14 protein-coding genes and 2 tRNA genes are annotated in these 16,629 nt (G+C 71.1%); 12 read left to right on the top strand and 4 right to left on the bottom strand.

Features of this window, described 5'->3' with window-relative positions:
* Positions 1 to 18 precede the first annotated feature (18 nt).
* The 5 genes from nadD to ACH4LD_RS02335 all read left to right on the top strand — a co-directional run bounded on the left by nadD (position 19) and on the right by ACH4LD_RS02335 (position 3,900).
* Positions 19 to 705 (top strand): nicotinate-nucleotide adenylyltransferase, encoded by a 687-nt coding sequence (nadD, locus tag ACH4LD_RS02315; RefSeq protein WP_030990853.1) that lies wholly within the window; start codon positions 19 to 21, stop codon positions 703 to 705.
* A 16-nt stretch (positions 706 to 721) separates the two neighbouring features.
* Entirely contained in the window at positions 722 to 2,476 is a 1,755-nt protein-coding gene (locus tag ACH4LD_RS02320) for a LytR C-terminal domain-containing protein (RefSeq protein WP_398053308.1), read from the top strand.
* 148 nt (positions 2,477 to 2,624) lie between these two features.
* Positions 2,625 to 3,068, top strand: coding sequence for a ribosome silencing factor (gene rsfS, locus ACH4LD_RS02325; protein WP_014672675.1), 444 nt, complete (start codon positions 2,625 to 2,627; stop codon positions 3,066 to 3,068).
* Positions 3,068 to 3,736, top strand: coding sequence for a histidine phosphatase family protein (locus ACH4LD_RS02330; protein WP_398053309.1), 669 nt, complete (start codon positions 3,068 to 3,070; stop codon positions 3,734 to 3,736). Before rsfS ends, ACH4LD_RS02330 begins: the two co-directional genes overlap by 1 nt.
* A 91-nt stretch (positions 3,737 to 3,827) precedes the next feature.
* A tRNA-Ala gene (locus ACH4LD_RS02335) sits at positions 3,828 to 3,900 on the top strand.
* 87 nt (positions 3,901 to 3,987) lie between these two features.
* Here the strand turns inward: ACH4LD_RS02335 and ACH4LD_RS02340 are convergent.
* Complete coding sequence (locus ACH4LD_RS02340; RefSeq protein WP_398053310.1) at positions 3,988 to 4,881, bottom strand: helix-turn-helix transcriptional regulator; 894 nt, start codon at positions 4,879 to 4,881, stop codon at positions 3,988 to 3,990.
* A 372-nt stretch (positions 4,882 to 5,253) separates the two neighbouring features.
* On the opposite strand from ACH4LD_RS02340, the gene ACH4LD_RS02345 reads away from it, so the two are divergent.
* The 3 genes from ACH4LD_RS02345 (at position 5,254) to ACH4LD_RS02355 (ending at position 7,098) form a co-directional block, all read left to right on the top strand.
* Entirely contained in the window at positions 5,254 to 6,618 is a 1,365-nt protein-coding gene (locus ACH4LD_RS02345) for an MFS transporter (protein WP_398053599.1), read from the top strand.
* Between the two features lie 69 nt (positions 6,619 to 6,687).
* Positions 6,688 to 6,861, top strand: coding sequence for a hypothetical protein (locus ACH4LD_RS02350; RefSeq protein WP_014672673.1), 174 nt, complete (start codon positions 6,688 to 6,690; stop codon positions 6,859 to 6,861).
* Between the two features lie 3 nt (positions 6,862 to 6,864).
* Positions 6,865 to 7,098: a hypothetical protein gene (locus ACH4LD_RS02355; RefSeq protein ID WP_030653820.1), complete on the top strand. Its 234-nt coding sequence runs from the start codon at positions 6,865 to 6,867 to the stop codon at positions 7,096 to 7,098.
* Here the strand turns inward: ACH4LD_RS02355 and ACH4LD_RS02360 are convergent.
* Positions 7,088 to 8,299: a glycosyltransferase 87 family protein gene (locus tag ACH4LD_RS02360; RefSeq protein ID WP_398053311.1), complete on the bottom strand. Its 1,212-nt coding sequence runs from the start codon at positions 8,297 to 8,299 to the stop codon at positions 7,088 to 7,090. The two genes, ACH4LD_RS02355 and ACH4LD_RS02360, sit on opposite strands and share 11 nt — an antisense overlap.
* Before the next feature lie 115 nt (positions 8,300 to 8,414).
* On the opposite strand from ACH4LD_RS02360, the gene ACH4LD_RS02365 reads away from it, so the two are divergent.
* Positions 8,415 to 8,487: transfer RNA gene (locus tag ACH4LD_RS02365), tRNA-Ala, on the top strand.
* 119 nt (positions 8,488 to 8,606) lie between these two features.
* On the opposite strand, the gene ACH4LD_RS02370 is transcribed toward ACH4LD_RS02365, so the two are convergent.
* Complete coding sequence (locus tag ACH4LD_RS02370; RefSeq protein WP_103810755.1) at positions 8,607 to 10,217, bottom strand: NADH-quinone oxidoreductase subunit NuoF family protein; 1,611 nt, start codon at positions 10,215 to 10,217, stop codon at positions 8,607 to 8,609.
* Positions 10,214 to 11,497: a cytochrome b/b6 domain-containing protein gene (locus tag ACH4LD_RS02375; protein ID WP_398053312.1), complete on the bottom strand. Its 1,284-nt coding sequence runs from the start codon at positions 11,495 to 11,497 to the stop codon at positions 10,214 to 10,216. Before ACH4LD_RS02375 ends, ACH4LD_RS02370 begins: the two co-directional genes overlap by 4 nt.
* Before the next feature lie 418 nt (positions 11,498 to 11,915).
* On the opposite strand from ACH4LD_RS02375, the gene leuS reads away from it, so the two are divergent.
* The 3 genes from leuS (at position 11,916) to ACH4LD_RS02390 (ending at position 16,588) form a co-directional block, all read left to right on the top strand.
* The gene (gene leuS, locus ACH4LD_RS02380) at positions 11,916 to 14,795 is read left to right on the top strand and encodes a leucine--tRNA ligase (protein WP_398053313.1); all 2,880 of its coding nucleotides are present in this window, start codon (positions 11,916 to 11,918) and stop codon (positions 14,793 to 14,795) included.
* A gap of 137 nt (positions 14,796 to 14,932) precedes the next feature.
* Complete coding sequence (locus tag ACH4LD_RS02385; protein ID WP_398053314.1) at positions 14,933 to 15,670, top strand: hypothetical protein; 738 nt, start codon at positions 14,933 to 14,935, stop codon at positions 15,668 to 15,670.
* Positions 15,671 to 15,742: 72 nt separating this feature from the next.
* Positions 15,743 to 16,588, top strand: a complete 846-nt coding sequence (locus tag ACH4LD_RS02390; RefSeq protein ID WP_132783510.1) for a DegV family protein — start codon at positions 15,743 to 15,745, stop codon at positions 16,586 to 16,588.
* Positions 16,589 to 16,629: the final 41 nt, after the last annotated feature.

Consider the following 16,629-nt stretch of genomic DNA (forward strand, 5'->3'; position numbering starts at 1 on the left):
CCGGTAGGGTCTGCACGCATGGGAGAGCAGGACATGCCTACCGGTCCGGCGCACGAGACCGCCGACGACACGGTGAAGCACCCGCAGCACGGACCGGGCAACGGCCCCGCCCACACGGGCAAACGGCGTCTCGGCGTCATGGGCGGAACGTTCGACCCGATCCACCACGGGCACCTCGTGGCGGCCAGCGAGGTCGCCGCGCAGTTCCACCTGGACGAGGTGGTGTTCGTCCCCACCGGCCAGCCGTGGCAGAAGTCCCACCGCAAGGTCTCCCCGGCCGAGGACCGCTACCTGATGACGGTCATCGCGACCGCGGAGAACCCGCAGTTCTCCGTCAGCCGCATCGACATCGACCGAGGCGGTCCCACCTACACCGTCGACACCCTGCGCGACCTGCGCGCCCTCAACCCCGACACCGACCTCTTCTTCATCACCGGCGCCGACGCCCTCGCCCAACTGCTGACCTGGCGCGACTCGGAGGAACTGTTCTCCCTCGCGCACTTCATCGGCGTCACCCGCCCCGGCCACAACCTCACCGACCCGGGCCTGCCCGAAGGCGGAGTCTCGCTCGTCGAGGTGCCCGCACTCGCCATCTCGTCCACAGACTGCCGTGCGAGAGTCGCCAAGGGAGACCCCATCTGGTACATGGTGCCGGACGGAGTCGTGCGCTACATCGACAAGCGCGAGCTGTACCGCGGCGAGTGAGCCGAGAGGGGCACCGGTGAACGACCGATACGACGCGGGTGACGCAGGCTACGGAGGCGGCCCGTACGAAGTCGTCGGCTACGACGAGTACGGCCGGCCCGTGTACGGGCAGGTCCCGGCACAGCAGGCCCCGCAGTCCCAGCAGGCGGCCTACGACCCGTACGCCCAGCAGCAGGGTTACGGCTACGACCCCTACGCCACCGGCCGGCAGCCGCAGCCGCCCTCCTACGGCCCGGTCCAACAGCCGCACGCCTACGACCCCTACGGCACCCAGGCGCCGTACGACCCGTACGCCACCGGCACCCAGGAGGCCACGGGCTACGACCCCTACGGGCAGGCGGCGAGCAGCGGACAGCAGCCCCGGGTCGCCGAGCAGACCGCCTACATCCCGCAGCAGGCCGGCCCCGCGGAGAACATCCGCGTCCCGGAGGGCACCCCGGTCCAGCCGGACGCCCGGACGCCGGGGGACACCGATCCCGCCACGGCGGAAGAGGACCACCACACCGAGCAGTTCGCCTTCGTCGAGGAGCCCGACGGCGACTCCGAGGACGTCATCGACTGGCTGAAGTTCACCGAGAACCGCACCGAGCGCCGCGAGGAGGCCCGCCGCCGCGCCCGCAGCCGGATCATCGCCCTTCTCGTCGTCCTGGCCCTCGTCGCGGTCGGCGGTGTCGGCTACCTCTGGTTCGCCGGGAAACTGCCCGGTCTGTCGTCGTCCGACGGCAAGACCGGCACCGCCACGCCGGTCACCGCCCAGAAACGCGACGTGATCGTCGTCCACCTGCACAACACCGGCAAGAGCGGCACCTCCACGGCGCTGCTGGTCGACAACACCACCACCAAGCAGGGCACCACGGTTCTGCTGCCCAACTCCCTCGCGCTGACCGACGACGACGGCTCCACCACGACCCTCGCCAAGTCCGTGGACGACGACGGCGCCTCCGGCACCCGCGACCAGCTCGACACGGTCCTCGGCACCAGCATCCAGGGCACCTGGCGCCTCGACACGCCCTACCTGCAGAACCTCGTCGAACTCGTCGGCAACATCGAGATCGACACCAACACCGACGTGCCCGACCCGGACACCAAGAAGAAGGGCACCGCCCCGCTCGTCCACAAGGGCCGGGGTCAGACGCTCAGCGGCAAGATGGCCGTCGCCTACGCCACCTACCGCGCCGCCGGCGAGTCCCAGAACGCCCAGCTTGAGCGGTTCGGCCAGGTCATGCAGGGCGTGCTGCGCAAGATGTCCTCCGACCCGTCGTCCGCCACCACCACCGTGCAGACCCTCGCGCAGATCCTGGACCCGCCGCTCACCGACAAGGACCTCGGCGGCTTCCTCGCCAAGCTCGCCGACCTCGCCAAGAGCGGCGACTACCGGACCGCCCTGCTGCCCGTGCAGTCCGACGGCACCCTCACCGCGCAGACCAGCGACAGCGTGGTGAAGGACATCCTCGGCGGCACTGCCAAGAGCCCCGACGCCGGCTCCTCGGTCCGGGTCTCCGTCCAGAACGCCACCGGTGTGAAGGACGACACGGAGAAGGCGCGCGTGGTGCTCCTCAACGGCGGCTTCACCTTCCTGGAGGGCGGCACCGCCTCCGGTACCCAGGCCGCCTCGAAGGTGCTGTACGCGGACGCCGCCGACAAGGCGAACGCCACCGAGGTCGCCAAGACCCTCGGGCTGCCCGCCGGCTCCGTCACCAAGGGCAGCGTCTCCTCCGGCGCCGACGTCTCGGTGATCCTCGGCAGCGACTACGAGCCGTCCTCCTCCTGAGCCCGAGCCGCCCTCTTCCTGCCCTGGAGCCGCCTTCCGAACCGGGGCGCGGCCGGGGGCACCCCACGTGATGCCGTAATCACGTGGGGTGCGCCGGGCGGTCCGTGAGACCCTTGATGACAAAAGACCGCCGACGGAAAGCCATGTAGTGACCGCCACCGACCGTTCCCTTGAGCTCATCAACACCGCCGCCCAGGCGGCGGCCGACAAGCTCGCCCACGACGTCATCGCCTACGACGTGAGCGACGTGCTGTCGATCACGGACGCCTTCCTGCTGGCGTCCGCGCCGAACGACCGCCAGGTCAAGGCCATCGTCGACGAGATCGAGGAGCGCCTCCTGAAGGACCTCGGGGCCAAGCCGGTCCGCCGCGAGGGCGACCGGGAGTCCCGCTGGATCCTGCTCGACTACGTCGACATCGTCGTCCACGTCCAGCACAGCGAGGAGCGGGTCTTCTACGCCCTGGAGCGGCTGTGGAAGGACTGCCCCGAGCTGGAGCTGCCCGCCGACGCCAAGGCCACCCGAGGCAAGGCGGAGGAACACGCCAGGGCGCAGGCCGCCGAGGCCGACCAGGAACCGGGCGGGGCCTGGTGATGAGCGCCACCGGCGAGGTGACCGACCGCAAGGGACGGGGCCGCCGCATCATCCTGTGGCGGCACGGCCAGACCTCCTGGAACGTGGAGCGCCGCTTCCAGGGCACCACGGACGTCGAGCTGACCGAGACGGGCATCGGCCAGGCCCGCCGCGCCGCCCGGCTGCTCGCGTCCCTGAGGCCCGACGCGATCGTCTCCTCGGACCTGCAGCGGGCCGCGCACACGGCCGCCGAGCTGGCCGCCCTCACCGGCCTTGACGTCACCCGCGACGAGGGGCTGCGCGAGACCTACGCGGGCGTCTGGCAGGGGCTGACGCACGAGGAGATCATCGCCCGCCACGGCGAGGAGTACGCCGCCTGGAAGCGCGGTGAGGCCGTCCGCCGCGGCGGCGGCGAACTGGAGACCGAGGTCGCCGACCGCGCCGCCCCCGTCGTGCTGCGGCACGCCGAGAAGCTGCCCGAGGACGGCACGCTCGTCGTCGTCAGCCACGGCGGCACCATCCGCACCACCATCGGCCGACTCCTCGGCCTGGACGCCCGGCACTGGGAGAGCCTCGGCGGGCTCTCCAACTGCTGCTGGTCCGTGCTCGGCGAGGGTGCCCGTGGCTGGCGCCTGCTGGAGCACAACGCGGGCACCCTCCCGGAGCCCGTCCTCGGCGACGACGACTGACCGTCCCGAGCCCCCGACCCCGGATTTCACTTTCTGGCAGGTCACAGGCTAAAGTTCTTCTTGTTCGCCCCGCCGAGCGGGAAGAACGTGAGGGGCTATAGCTCAGTTGGTAGAGCGCCTGCATGGCATGCAGGAGGTCAGGAGTTCAATTCTCCTTAGCTCCACTGATCGACACTCTGTTGAGTTGTCAAAGATCGGTGATGAGGATCCCGTCCCCACAGGGGGACGGGATTTTCTGCGTCCGGCTGCCTTCAGTTCCGTGCGGCTGCCTCCAGTTCTTCAGTGCTCGGCGGCCACAGCCGCTCCCTTCGCTCCCGCAGCACCGCGATCTTCGCCCGCGTCTCCTCGTCCTCCGGCGTGTAGACCACGATCCGGCACTCGGGCATCCCGTCGATGGACAGTGACTGCGAGGTCATCCGCATCTCGCCCACGGCCGTGTGGCGGAACATCTTCACCCGAGGCCCTGGAGGCACCACCTCACCGCTCGCCCACAGCTCGGCGAACCAGGGGCTCGCCGCCGACAGCCCGCGTATGTACTCCTCCCAGGCCTGCTCGCCCACGTGTCTGCCGTAGGACGACCGCAGGGTCGCCACCATCCGCGGCAGCTCCTTCTCCCGGTGCACCAGCGGACAGACTTCGTCCGGCAGCGTGAACAGCGTCCACAGCACGTTCGGCACGCCGGTCGCGAGCGTCTTGGGGACCAGGAACAGGTCCCGGTAGGCGGCGTTGGTGGCCAGGACGTCGTACCGCGCGTTGTAGACCGTCGCCAGCATCGGGTCGAGGGCGTCGACGATGCCCTGCACCTCCGGGCTGATCCGTCGGGTCAGTCCCTCGGGCGCCGGCTCGAACGGGACCTCCGCGAGCCGGTACAGGTGCTCCCGCTCCGCCGGGTCCAGCCGCAGCGTCCGCGCGACCGCGTCCAGCACCTGCGGTGAGGCGTTGATCGGCCGGCCCTGCTCCAGCCACGTGTACCAGGTCACGCCCACGCCCGAGAGCTGGGCGACCTCCTCCCGGCGCAGCCCGGGAGTACGCCGCCGCAGGCCCGGCGGCATCCCCACGTCGGCCGGTGTGACCCGGGCCCGCCTGCTGCGCAGGAAGGCGGCCAGTTCGGGCCTGCGTCGCTGTGTCCTCGTCCCCATCGTCATCCCCCGTCGTCCCGCGTCGTTCCCCGTCGTCCCCGTCTCATGGTCGGCACCCGGTCCCGCCCCTGCCAGGTGCTGGCAGTACCAGCATCGGCAGGCACTCGGCACCGGTACCGGCCCGTCGTCACGCTCGACGCCATGACGACGACATCCCGTACCGGTCCGGGCCCCGGCCCCGTCCCGAACCCTGCGACCAGTGAAGCACTCGCCACTGACAGTGACGTCACGGCCGTGGATCAGGCCGCCTCACCCGTCATGGACAGTGAACCACCTGCCACCGACAGTGACGCCCCGACCGCCGGCCGGCCTGCCTCACCCATCACGGACAGTGAAGCACCCGCCACTGACAATCGGCCCCGGCTGCTGCTCGGCGTGCTGCTCGCCGCTCTGTTCATGGCGGCTCTCGACGTCTTCATCGTGAACGTCGCGGCCCCCACGATCGGTTCCGACCTGCACGCTTCCGGCGCCGACCTGCAACTGGTCATCGCCGGCTACACCATCACGTACTCCGTGCTCCTGATCACCGGGGCACGGCTCGGCGACCGGCTCGGCCACGGCCGGGTCCACTTCGCCGGACTGGCCCTGTTCACCGCGGCCTCGCTCGCCTGCGGGCTGGCGTGGGGCTCGACCGAGCTGATCGTGTTCCGGCTGGTGCAGGGCGCGGGCTCGGCCCTGATGATCCCGCAGGTGCTCAGCCTCATCCAGCGCGGCTTCACCGGGGAGGCACGGGCGCGGGCGCTGGGCGCCTACTCGGCGGTCCTGGCCGTGGGTGCGGCGGCCGGGCAGGTCGCCGGCGGGCTGCTGGTCAGCGCCGACCTGTTCGGTACCGGCTGGCGGCCGGTGTTTCTGGTCAACGTGCCGGTGGGCGCCCTGCTGCTCGTGCTGGGCCGGCGGGTCCTGCCGCTGGGCCCGGCGGTCGGTCGGGAGCGCTCCCGCGCGCTCGATCTGCCCGGACTGGTGCTGCTCGGCGCCGCCGTGTCGTTGCTGACGGTGCCGCTGGTGCTCGGGCAGGAGGAGGACTGGCCGCTGTGGGCCTGGCTGTCGCTGGCCGCCGCCGCTGTGCTGTTCGCCCTGTTCTGCGGCTACGAGTCCCGACTGGCCCGGCGTGGCGGCGCCCCCCTGATCGCGCCCCGCGTACTGCGGCATCCCGGCATCGGTCTCGCCGTCTTCCGCATCCTCGCCGTGATGTCGGTCAACGCTGGCTTCCTGTTCGCGCTGACCCTGCACGTCCAGGGCGGCCTCGGCCACAGCGCCCTGCGGGCCGGACTGGGTTTCGTGCCGACCGCGGCCGTCTTCGGCGCCGTCAGCCTCACCTGGCGGAAGTGGCCGGCGGCCTGGCAGCGGACCCTGGTGCCGGCCGGGTTCGCACTCACCGCGGTGTCCGTCGCGGTCGTCGGGCTCGCCTTCCACGGCGGCGGTGACGGGGGAGCGGTCCTGTACGCGGGGTACGCGGGCACGGGTGCCGGGCTGGCGCTCGCCTTCAGCCCGACGCTCACCGGGGCCCTGGCCACCGTGCGACCCGAGGACGCGGCGGACGCCAGCGGCCTGCTGGCGACGGTCGCGCAACTCGGTCAGCTGATCGGCGTCGCGGCATTCGGCACACTGTTCCTGAACCGGCTTGAGTCATTCGGGGCGCTGCGCGCGTATCCCTCCGCGGAGGCGTTCTCCGTGGTCGCCTGGGCGCTGGCCGCAACGGCCGCGGCGGGAGCCGTGTCCGGACTGGTACTGAGGCGTCGCTGACCGTATCGGTCCGGTCGTGGCAGAATCAAACGGCCGGAAGGGGGCGCGGCCCGACGGGAGGGAGTAGCGATGCCTGCGAGCATCCTTGAGGAGGTCGGCCACCTCCTCGGTGCGGCGTTGATACGGGACACGACCACCCGGCTGAGCTGCCCTTCCTGCGGTTCCGCGCATGTGGCGCAGGTCCTCGGCGACAACGGCGGAATCTCCTACGTGTGCACGGCCTGCGGCCACAGCTGGAGCTGATCGATGGGTGCACACAGGCGAAAGTGCGACTGGTGCGGGAGCGGTACCCCGATCGTGCGTGACATGGAGCCGATCAATCCCGATTACCAGTACTGGTGCGAGGAATGCGCGCGGGCGCTGATCATAAAAGGTGACCCGATCGAGACATACCGGGAGCTGGAGGGCGAGCCGATCTACGGTCGCCTCCTGGAGGAGCACTGCACGCTCAAGAGGTTCTACCAGTTCGTCACGGCTTGACGCGGAGCCCGCCCGGCCCGGCCTTCGGCAACGATGTCCGGGCCAGCGCGAGGAAGACCGCGCCGACGCCCCCGTAGACGGCCGACAGCGTCAACTCCGTGCTCGACTGGTGCAGTTCCGGCCGCCCGGTCCCGTGCGGCACCCACCACGGGGCGTACGAGCAGAACACCAGCAGGGTGCCCAGGGCCGCCGTCCGCTGCCCGCGCGTCCACAGCAGCAGCACCAGCGGCACGCACCACACCCAGTGGTGCGTCCAGGAGACCGGGCTGATCAGCAGGGCGGTGACCGCGCAGACGCACACCGCCCAGGCCCGCTGCCCCAGCAACTCCGCCCGGACGGCCACGGCGAGGCCCAGGACGGCCGTCGTGGCCACGCAGATCATCCAGAGGGCTCCCGGCTCGGGTGTGTGCAGTAGGCGGGCCAGGATGCCGCGCAGGGCTTGATTGGCGGTGTCCTCGGCACGCCCGACCCGGCCGGCGCGGAACAGCATCTCCGTCCAGAACCGCCAGGAGTCGTACGGCAGGACGGCCGCCGCCAGCAGCGTCGCCCCGGCGAACGCGACGGCCGCCCCGCGCGCGTGCCGCAGCCACGGCTCGCCGTGACCGCCCCTCAGGCGGGCCACCAGGCCCGTGGCCAGCAGGAACACCGGGAACAGCGCGGGCGTCAGCTTGACGGCCGCGGCCAGCCCTAGGCCCACCCCCGTCCAGCGGTCGAACCCGCCGGCGGGGCGGCGGGTCAGATCCCACAGCACCAGGACTGCCAGCAGCAGGTTGATCTGGCCGTAGCGCACGGTCGTCCACACCGGCTCGCACCACACGGCCGTCGCCGCGACCCACCACGCGGTCTCCACGCGCGCGTGGCCGACGAGTTTCAGCGAGAGCCGGACGAACACCACCAGCAGCGCGAGGTTCCCGGTCGTCGCCAGCGCCCGCAGGAGCGCGGTGTCCAGCAGAGGCAGCGGGGTGAACAGCAGGGCGGCGAACGGCGGGTAGGTGGTGGGCAGGTGTGCGGCCGTGGCGCGCAGCGCGTACAGGTCGCCGCCGGCGCGCACGGTGGCTCCCTCGGCGCGGTAGACCATCAGATCGATCATGGACACGTGCGCCGCCCGCTGAGCCGCCCAGAAGGCCGCGAAGGACGCCAGGCACACGCCCAGCGCGACCGGGACCCTGTGGTGGGCTGAGGGTGACACGATCATGGCCATGAAAACCGACATTAGCGGGCGAATCGGTGCGGAGCCGAAACCGATTTTGTGCTGCGCCCTCCGCCCTGTAATGTTTACGTCGTCGCCGGGGGAACCGGGCGAAACAACAGAACAAGGGGCTATAGCTCAGTTGGTAGAGCGCCTGCATGGCATGCAGGAGGTCAGGAGTTCAATTCTCCTTAGCTCCACAGAAGTCGAAGGCGGACCATCCCGACGGATGGTCCGCCTTCGGCGTGTTGCGGCACGGCGTGGCCGGGCGAAGGGGGCGGGTCACCCCGTACGGGTGACCCGTCCCCTTCGCGTGTGCTCAGCGGCCGAGCGCGCGCCGGCCGCGGCCCTGGGAGAGGACCGGCAGGTTGCGCGACGGCGCCTGCCCGCGCGTGTCCTCCTCGATGCGCAGGGCCAGTGCCGGGCAGCGGCGCACCGCGCGCAGTGCCTTGGCCTCCGCGTAGCGCGGCACCTGCGCCTGGGCCACCGTCGGGAAGCCGTCGGCGCCGAGCTCGAACACCTCCGGGAGGATGTCCGCGCACAGCCCGTGCCCCCGGCAGAGCGTCCAGTCGACGTAGATCTTCTGGCGGCTGGCGCCGGTCTCCGCGGGCTCTGCGCCGCCCGGCACGCCCGTGGGCGCCCTGCCTCCCTCGAAGAGCGGCAGGACGCCCTCCACGGGCCGTCCGCAGCCGTTCCCGAGGACGTGCGCGGCCAGGTCGTCGGTGAACGCCTTGATGGTCGACTCCAGGAACATCGCCGAGCCGTCCGGGTGCGAACACGCCCCGCGCCGCTTCACGTTCTTGGCGACCTGCTTCAGCGCCTCCAGGGCGGCCGGTCCGCCGCCGTTCAGGATGTCCTCCAGCCCGCGCGCGGCGGCGGGCAGTCCCAGGTAGCAGGGCCCGCACTGGCCCGCGCTCTCCTCGGCCAGCCACTGCGCGACCCGCAGCGACTCGCCCAGCGGGCACGTCTCCTGGCTGATCGGCAGGATCGCGCCCGCGCCCAGCGAACCGCCCACCGCGTCCAGAGAGTTACGGGAGACGATCGCCTCGTTGACGGTCGCCGCGTCGATCCACTTGCCGTGGTAGCCACCGGTCAGCACACCCTGCGGGACCGGCGGGGCGCCGGCCAGTTGCAGCACGTAGCGCAGCGGCACGCCCGTGGGGACCTCGATCACCATCGGACGGGCGACCGCGCCGGACACCGTGAGCATCACGGTGCCCGGTTCGTCGTACAGACCGGTGTTGCCGTAGCGCTCCGGGCCGATGCGGGCGGCGATGGCCAGCTGCGCGAACGTCTCCGCGTTCGACAGCAGCGTGGGCGCGCCGCCGACGCCGCTCTGCGAGGCGCTGATCTTGCGGCCGGGCGGGATGGCCGGGCCGCCGTCGACGGAGCGGATCAGCGAGGCGGCGGCGCCGGTGACCATGCGCACCGGATTGCGCTGCACCCACGCGCGCAGCGCGGATCTACGGCTGTTGCTCAGCCCGCGTTCGGCGAGCGCGGCCTCCATGGAGCGCTGCGTGGACTCCCGGGTGACGCCGATGACGAGCGTGCGGGCGCCGAGCGCCTCGGCGCACAGCAGCGCGCCGTCGAGGATGAGGTGCGGGGCGCGGTTGATCAGCACCGTGTCCTTGCGGCAGGCCGGTTCGTCCTCGCTGCCGTTGACCACGACGACCGGCCGCACCCCGCGCTTGATCGCCGACTCGGCGACCGAGCGCAGCTTCTTGTGGAAGGGGAAGCCGGCGCCGCCGCGGCCCTTGAGGTTGATGCTTTCGGCGAGCTGGGCGAGCTGCTCGCCGCCCAGCGGGTCGAGCGGCCCGTGCACCTTCAGGTGCATGGCCAGATCGAGCCGCTCCACAAGGTCGAAGCCCGACGTGAGCTGGGGAAGCCCGACCACGCGGACTTCGGGGACGTCGGGCAGGGCCTCGTTCACTTAAAGCCTCCGGAAGGCGTGTTCCAAGGTTCGCCCGAGCCCGGTGTCTCGTAGGACGAGCCGGGCAGCGTTTCGGTGGCGGGACCGCTGTTGAACGTGTCACCCGGGTTGTACGTGCCGTAGAGGCCGTTTGTCTCACCGGTGTCGTACACGTCACTTCCGCCGTATCCGGGTGTGTCCGGATTGCCGTAGACCGGGATGGTGTATCCGGTGTCCTGGAGCGGGTCGTAGGCGGACGGCGGGGCCTCGCCGACCGGTGGCGGGGACGGGATCGGCCAGCTGCCCGAGGTGCTGGAGGGGCCGTCGACGCGCGGGATGGCCTCCGTGGGCCGCAGGTCCGTCGGCAGGTCCATGCGGGCGGTCTGGTCGGCCATGTAGGGCTGCTGGGGGCGGCCCGGCGTGGAGACCGCGCGGTAGGCCGCCGCGAAGCCGGAGTCGGGCTCGGCGGCGGGGGCGACCGGGGTCTGGTAGAGCGGGGATGCCACCGTCTCGGCGGACGCCGTGCGGGGATCGCGACGGCTCTCGAAGCCGGGCAGCGCCGACTCGGCCACGCGCGAGCGGCTCGCGTCCAGCTCGTCGAGTCCGGGCCGCTCCGAGCTGCCGAACAGGGACACCAGCCGGTCGGCGACCTTCCGCTTGACCGGGCGCGGGGCGGCGCGCAGCGCCAGGGCGCCCATCACGCCGAGCAGGGACAGGCTGTAGAGGATCACGAAGACCGGCTTGGCCGAGCGACCCGCGTAGAGGCCGTGGATCAGCGCCGCGCACCAGGCCGGGTAGGCCAGCATGTGCATGGCCCGCCAGCGGGCGGCGACCGGGGCCGGGGTGGCGAAATTGCTGCGCAGGGCGCCGGTGATGCCCACGAAGATCATCAGCAGGCCCGCGAGCGAGCCCAGTCCGATCAGGCCGGCGATTCCGGAGACGCCGAGCGAGAAAGGAATGATCGCGGCGATCAGCTTCGTGTGACCGAGCGCGATCTTCGTGGTGATGTGCAGCAACAGGAACGCGATCGAGGCGACCGCGGTCGTCCGGTGCACCGCCTGGCCGATGATCCGCTGGCGCGTGTTGAGGAAGATCCGGTCCTGGGCGAACAGGCCCCAGATCACCGAGCAGCTCAGGGAGACGAGGGACAGCACGCCCGCGCCGAAGTTCAGGAACTCGCGGAACTGGCTGCCTCCGACCAGCACGACCACGGGTATGAGCAGCAGGACGACAGCGGACGCCACCCCATAGGCCGAGCGGCCCGGTTTGGGGAGCGAGCTGGTACTACGACGAGGGTTCATGGGGGCAACTCCGAGCAGTTTCGGGAAAGCGGTCCCGCTGCCGCACTCTAAGTGGCGCCATACCGATCAGTACGGGGTTTGAGTTATTGCGTTGTTATCAACGGACCATGCGACTGGGGGAGGTGTCCCATAGGGGACGTTACGCGAAGTAATCGTTTGACCTTCGTTCAGTTCTGGCGGGCTTCGTGACATGTCCACCAGGGATACGGAAGCGCCTCGCGGCTTGCTCAAGGGCTGCGGTACCCTAACGCCATGCGTGCCGTACGCCTTCTGCTTAGCGGGCCGCGCTGATCAGTACCGACCCCGGTCCACCCGTGAGGTCGGCATCGGCGCGGCGTCCCCTCCTGTGCGAGGGGTTTTTTCGTTTCTTTGGATGTCACAGCCGCAGGCAGAGACGATCGATGGAGCTTTGAGGATCATGAGCGAGACGAACCCCGCTGCCACCGCCGCGTCGGCGGAGGCCGCGCCGCACCGCTACACGGCCGCCATGGCTGCCGAGATCGAGGCACGCTGGCAGGACTTCTGGGACGCCGACGGCACCTACGCGGCGGCGAACCCCACGGGCGACCTGGCGGGCGATCCCGAGCTGGTCGCCAAGCCCAAGAAGTTCATCATGGACATGTTCCCGTACCCCTCCGGCGCGGGCCTGCACGTCGGCCACCCGCTGGGCTACATCGCCACCGACGTCTACGCCCGGTTCCAGCGCATGACCGGCCACAACGTCCTGCACACCCTGGGCTTCGACGCCTTCGGCCTGCCCGCCGAGCAGCACGCCGTCGCGACCGGCGAGCACCCGCGGATCACCACCGAGGCCGCCATCAACAACATGAAGTCCCAGCTGCGCCGGCTGGGCCTGGGCCACGACAAGCGCCGGTCGTTCGCCACGATCGACCCGGACTACTACAAGTGGACCCAGTGGATCTTCCTGCAGATCTTCAACTCCTGGTACGACGAGGAGGCGCGCAAGGCCCGCCCGATCTCCGAGCTGATCGCACAGTTCGAGTCCGGTGAGCGCGCGGTTCCGGGCTCCACGCGTGCGTGGAGCGAGCTGACCGCCACCGAGCGCGCCGACATCCTGGGCGAGTACCGCCTGGCCTACGCCTCCGACGCGCCGGTCAACTGGTGCCCGGGCCTGGGCACCGTGCTGGCCAACGAGGAGGTCACCGCCGACGGCCGCTCCGAGCGCGGCAACTTCCCGGTCTTCAAGGCCAAGCTGCGCCAGTGGAACATGCGCATCACCGCCTACGCCGACCGGCTGCTGGAGGACCTGGAGGAGCTGGACTGGCCCGAGGCCATCAAGCTGCAGCAGCGCAACTGGATCGGCCGCAGTGAGGGCGCCCGCGTCGACTTCCCGATCGACGGCGAGCGCATCACGGTCTTCACCACCCGCCCCGACACCCTGTTCGGCGCGACCTACATGGTGCTGGCGCCCGAGCACCCGCTGGTCGAGAAGTTCACCCCCGAGGCGTGGCCCGAGGGCACGCACGAGGTGTGGACCGGCGGCCACGCCACCCCGGCCGAGGCCGTCGCCGCCTACCGTGCGCAGGCCGCCTCGAAGTCCGACGTCGAGCGGCAGGCCGAGGCCAAGGACAAGACGGGCGTCTTCACCGGCGCGTACGCGACCAACCCGGTCAACGGCGAGCAGGTCCCGGTCTTCATCGCCGACTACGTCCTGATGGGCTACGGCACCGGCGCGATCATGGCCGTGCCCGCGCACGACAGCCGGGACTTCGCCTTCGCGCGCGCCTTCGAGCTGCCGATCCGCTGCGTGGTCGAGCCGACCGACGGCCGTGGCACCGACGCGTCCACCTGGGACGACGCCTTCGTCTCCTACGACGCGAAGATCGTCAACTCCGACAGCGACGACCTGCGGCTGAACGGCCTGGGTGTGGTCGAGGCCAAGGCGCGCATCACCGCATGGCTGGAGCGCGAGGGCATCGGCGAGGGCACTGTCAACTTCCGGCTGCGCGACTGGCTGTTCAGCCGCCAGCGCTACTGGGGCGAGCCCTTCCCGATCGTCTACGACGAGGACGGCGTCGCCCACGCGCTGCCCGAGTCGATGCTGCCGCTGGAACTGCCCGAGATCGAGGACTACAGCCCGCGCACCTTCGACCCGGACGACGCCGACACCAAGCCCGAGACGCCACTGTCGCGCAACGAGGAATGGGTCCACGTCACCCTGGATCTGGGCGACGGCCCCAAGAAGTACCGCCGCGAGACCAACACCATGCCCAACTGGGCCGGTTCCTGCTGGTACGAGTTCCGCTACCTGGACCCGCACAACGACCAGAAGCTGGTCGACCCGGAGATCGAGCGGTACTGGATGGGGCCGCGCGAGGGCCGGCCGCACGGCGGTGTCGACCTGTACGTCGGCGGCGCCGAGCACGCCGTGCTGCACCTGCTGTACGCGCGCTTCTGGTCCAAGGTCCTGTACGACCTGGGACACGTCTCCTCCGCGGAGCCGTTCCACAAGCTGTTCAACCAGGGCATGATCCAGGCCTACGTCTACCGCGACAGCCGTGGCATCGCGGTGCCGGCCGTCGAGGTGGAGGAGCGCGACGGCGCCTACTACTACCAGGGCGAGAAGGTCAGCCGGCTGCTGGGCAAGATGGGCAAGTCCCTGAAGAACGCGGTGACTCCGGACGAGATCGCCGCCGAGTACGGCGCCGACACGCTGCGCCTGTACGAGATGGCCATGGGCCCGCTGGACGTCTCCCGCCCGTGGGACACGCGCGCGGTGGTCGGCCAGTTCCGGCTGCTGCAGCGGCTGTGGCGCAACATCGTCGACGAGAACACCGGCGAGGTCACCGTCACCGACGCCGAGGCCGACGAGGAGACCCTGCGCGCCCTGCACAAGGCGATCGACGGCGTGCGCCAGGACCTGGAGGGCCTGCGCTTCAACACCGCCATCGCCAAGGTCACCGAGCTGAACAACCACCTGACCAAGGCCGGCGCCGCCGTGCCGCGGTCCGTGGCCGAGCCGCTGGTGCTGATGGTCGCCCCGCTGGCCCCGCACATCGCCGAGGAGCTGTGGCGCAAGCTGGGCCACACCGACTCGGTCGTCCACCGGGACTTCCCGGTCGCCGACCCGGCCTACGTCGTGGACGAGTCCGTGACCTGTGTCGTGCAGATCAAGGGCAAGGTCAAGGCCCGGCTGGAGGTGCCGCCCACCATCTCCGAGCAGGAACTGGAGAAGGTGGCGCTGGCCGACGAGAAGGTCGTCGCGGCGCTGGACGGCGCGGGCATCCGCAAGGTGATCGTGCGGGCGCCGAAGCTGGTCAACATCGTCCCCGCGTAACAACCGGAGGATTTTCACCGGCTCGGGGTAGTCCCCTACGGGCAGGTTCGGGGTTCTTCCGGAACTCCGGACCTGCCCGCTGCGTTTACCGTGGAGAGCACAGCGGCTTGCGCCGTGCCGGCCGGAGGAGGAGCGTCATGGAAGTCGTGCTGACCGTGTTCGCCCTGCTCTTCCTGCTGTTCGTCGCCCTGGGCGCGTACGCCACGGTCAAGGCGGTCGGCGCCGCCAAGCGCGGCGTGGACCGGACCATCGCGCAGGCCCGCCGCACCGTCGAGGACCACACCCTGCGCGCCAAGTCCTTCGCGCAGATCGGCCCCGCCGGCGAGATCGCCCAGCTGCGGCTCGCGCTGCGCACGTCCATGCGCGCCACACAGGACGCGCTGCACGCGGGCGTGGCGGAGGACGAGTCGCTGAAGGAGTCCCTCGGCCTCTTCGAACGGCTCAGCGCACACGGACACGAGCTGGACGCCGACCTCAAGCGTCTGGAGTCCGAGCCGGACCGGGCCACGCTCACCGCACGCCTGCCCGAACTGCGCAGCCGCACCGAGCGGATCACCAAGTCCGCCGACTCCCTGCGCTGGGCCGTCCGCGACCGGGCCCGCCGATTCGCCGACGACGATCTGGGCACCCTCAGCGCACAGATCGACATCGAAGCGGACGCCCTGCGCCACTGGACGCGGGCCGAGCCCGGCCAGGCGCCCCCGCCGTGGCCCGACGCACCCGCCACCGTCGACGGCCGGACCACGGAACAGACCTGGCCCAAGGCCGCCGGGGCTCCCGCCGCCGAGGAGCCGGCTCCCGAGGCGATCGCCCCGCCGTCCTGGCGCCCCACCGCCCCATGGCAGAAGAAGCCCCGCCCCGAGAGCACCACATGAGCGAGCCGCACCCGGGCCTCGGGACAGGGGCCGGGCTGCCGAGTGAGCACTACGCCAGGTAACCTCCAGCTCATGTCCCGCCATGTCGCGATCGTCACCGATTCAACGGCCTACCTGCCGCCCCGGGCGATGGAGCGTCATGGCATCACCGCGGTCCCGCTGACCGTGGTCCTCGGCGACCGGGCCCTGGAAGAGGGCACCGAGATCTCGACCCGCTCCCTGGCCCAGGCACTGCAGAAGCGACGCCCTGTCACCACGTCCCGCCCCAGCCCCCAGGTGTTCGCGGAGACCTACCGCAAGGTCGCCGAGTCCGGCGCGAGCGGCATCGTCTCCCTGCACCTGTCCGCCGAACTGTCCGGCACCTACGACGCGGCGGTCCTCGCGGCGCGCGAGGCACCGGTGCCCGTGCGGGTGGTGGACACCGGAATGGTCGCGATGGCGCTCGGCTTCTGCGCGCTCGCCGCGGCCCAGGCCGCGGAAGCGGGCGGCACGGTGGACGAAGCCGTCACGGCCGCCGAGAAGCGCGCGGACGGCACCTCCGCCTTCTTCTACGTCGACACCCTCGACTATCTGCGCCGCGGCGGCCGTATCGGTGCCGCGCAGGCACTGCTGGGCTCCGCGCTCGCCGTCAAACCCCTGCTCCAGCTGGACGGCGGCCGTATCGACCTGCTCGAAAAGGTCCGTACGGCGTCCAGGGCGATCGCGCGCCTGGAGGAACTGGCCGCCGAGCGGGCGGGCGGCGCCGAGGTCGACATCGCCGTCCATCATCTTGCCGCCCCCGACCGCGCCGCCGCGCTCGCCGACCGGCTGCGGGCGCGCGTCCCGGGCCTGGCGGACCTGCATGTCAGCGAGGTCGGAGCGGTGATCGGAGCGCACACCGGGCCCGGGCTGCTGGGCGCGGTCGTCTCGCCTCGCTGACAACGGCGATCCCGGGTACGGCCTGATTCCGTTGATGCCGA

This window comes from Streptomyces sp. NPDC017676 (assembly GCF_044329325.1).
In the GTDB taxonomy this organism is placed as follows: Bacteria; Actinomycetota; Actinomycetes; order Streptomycetales; family Streptomycetaceae; genus Streptomyces.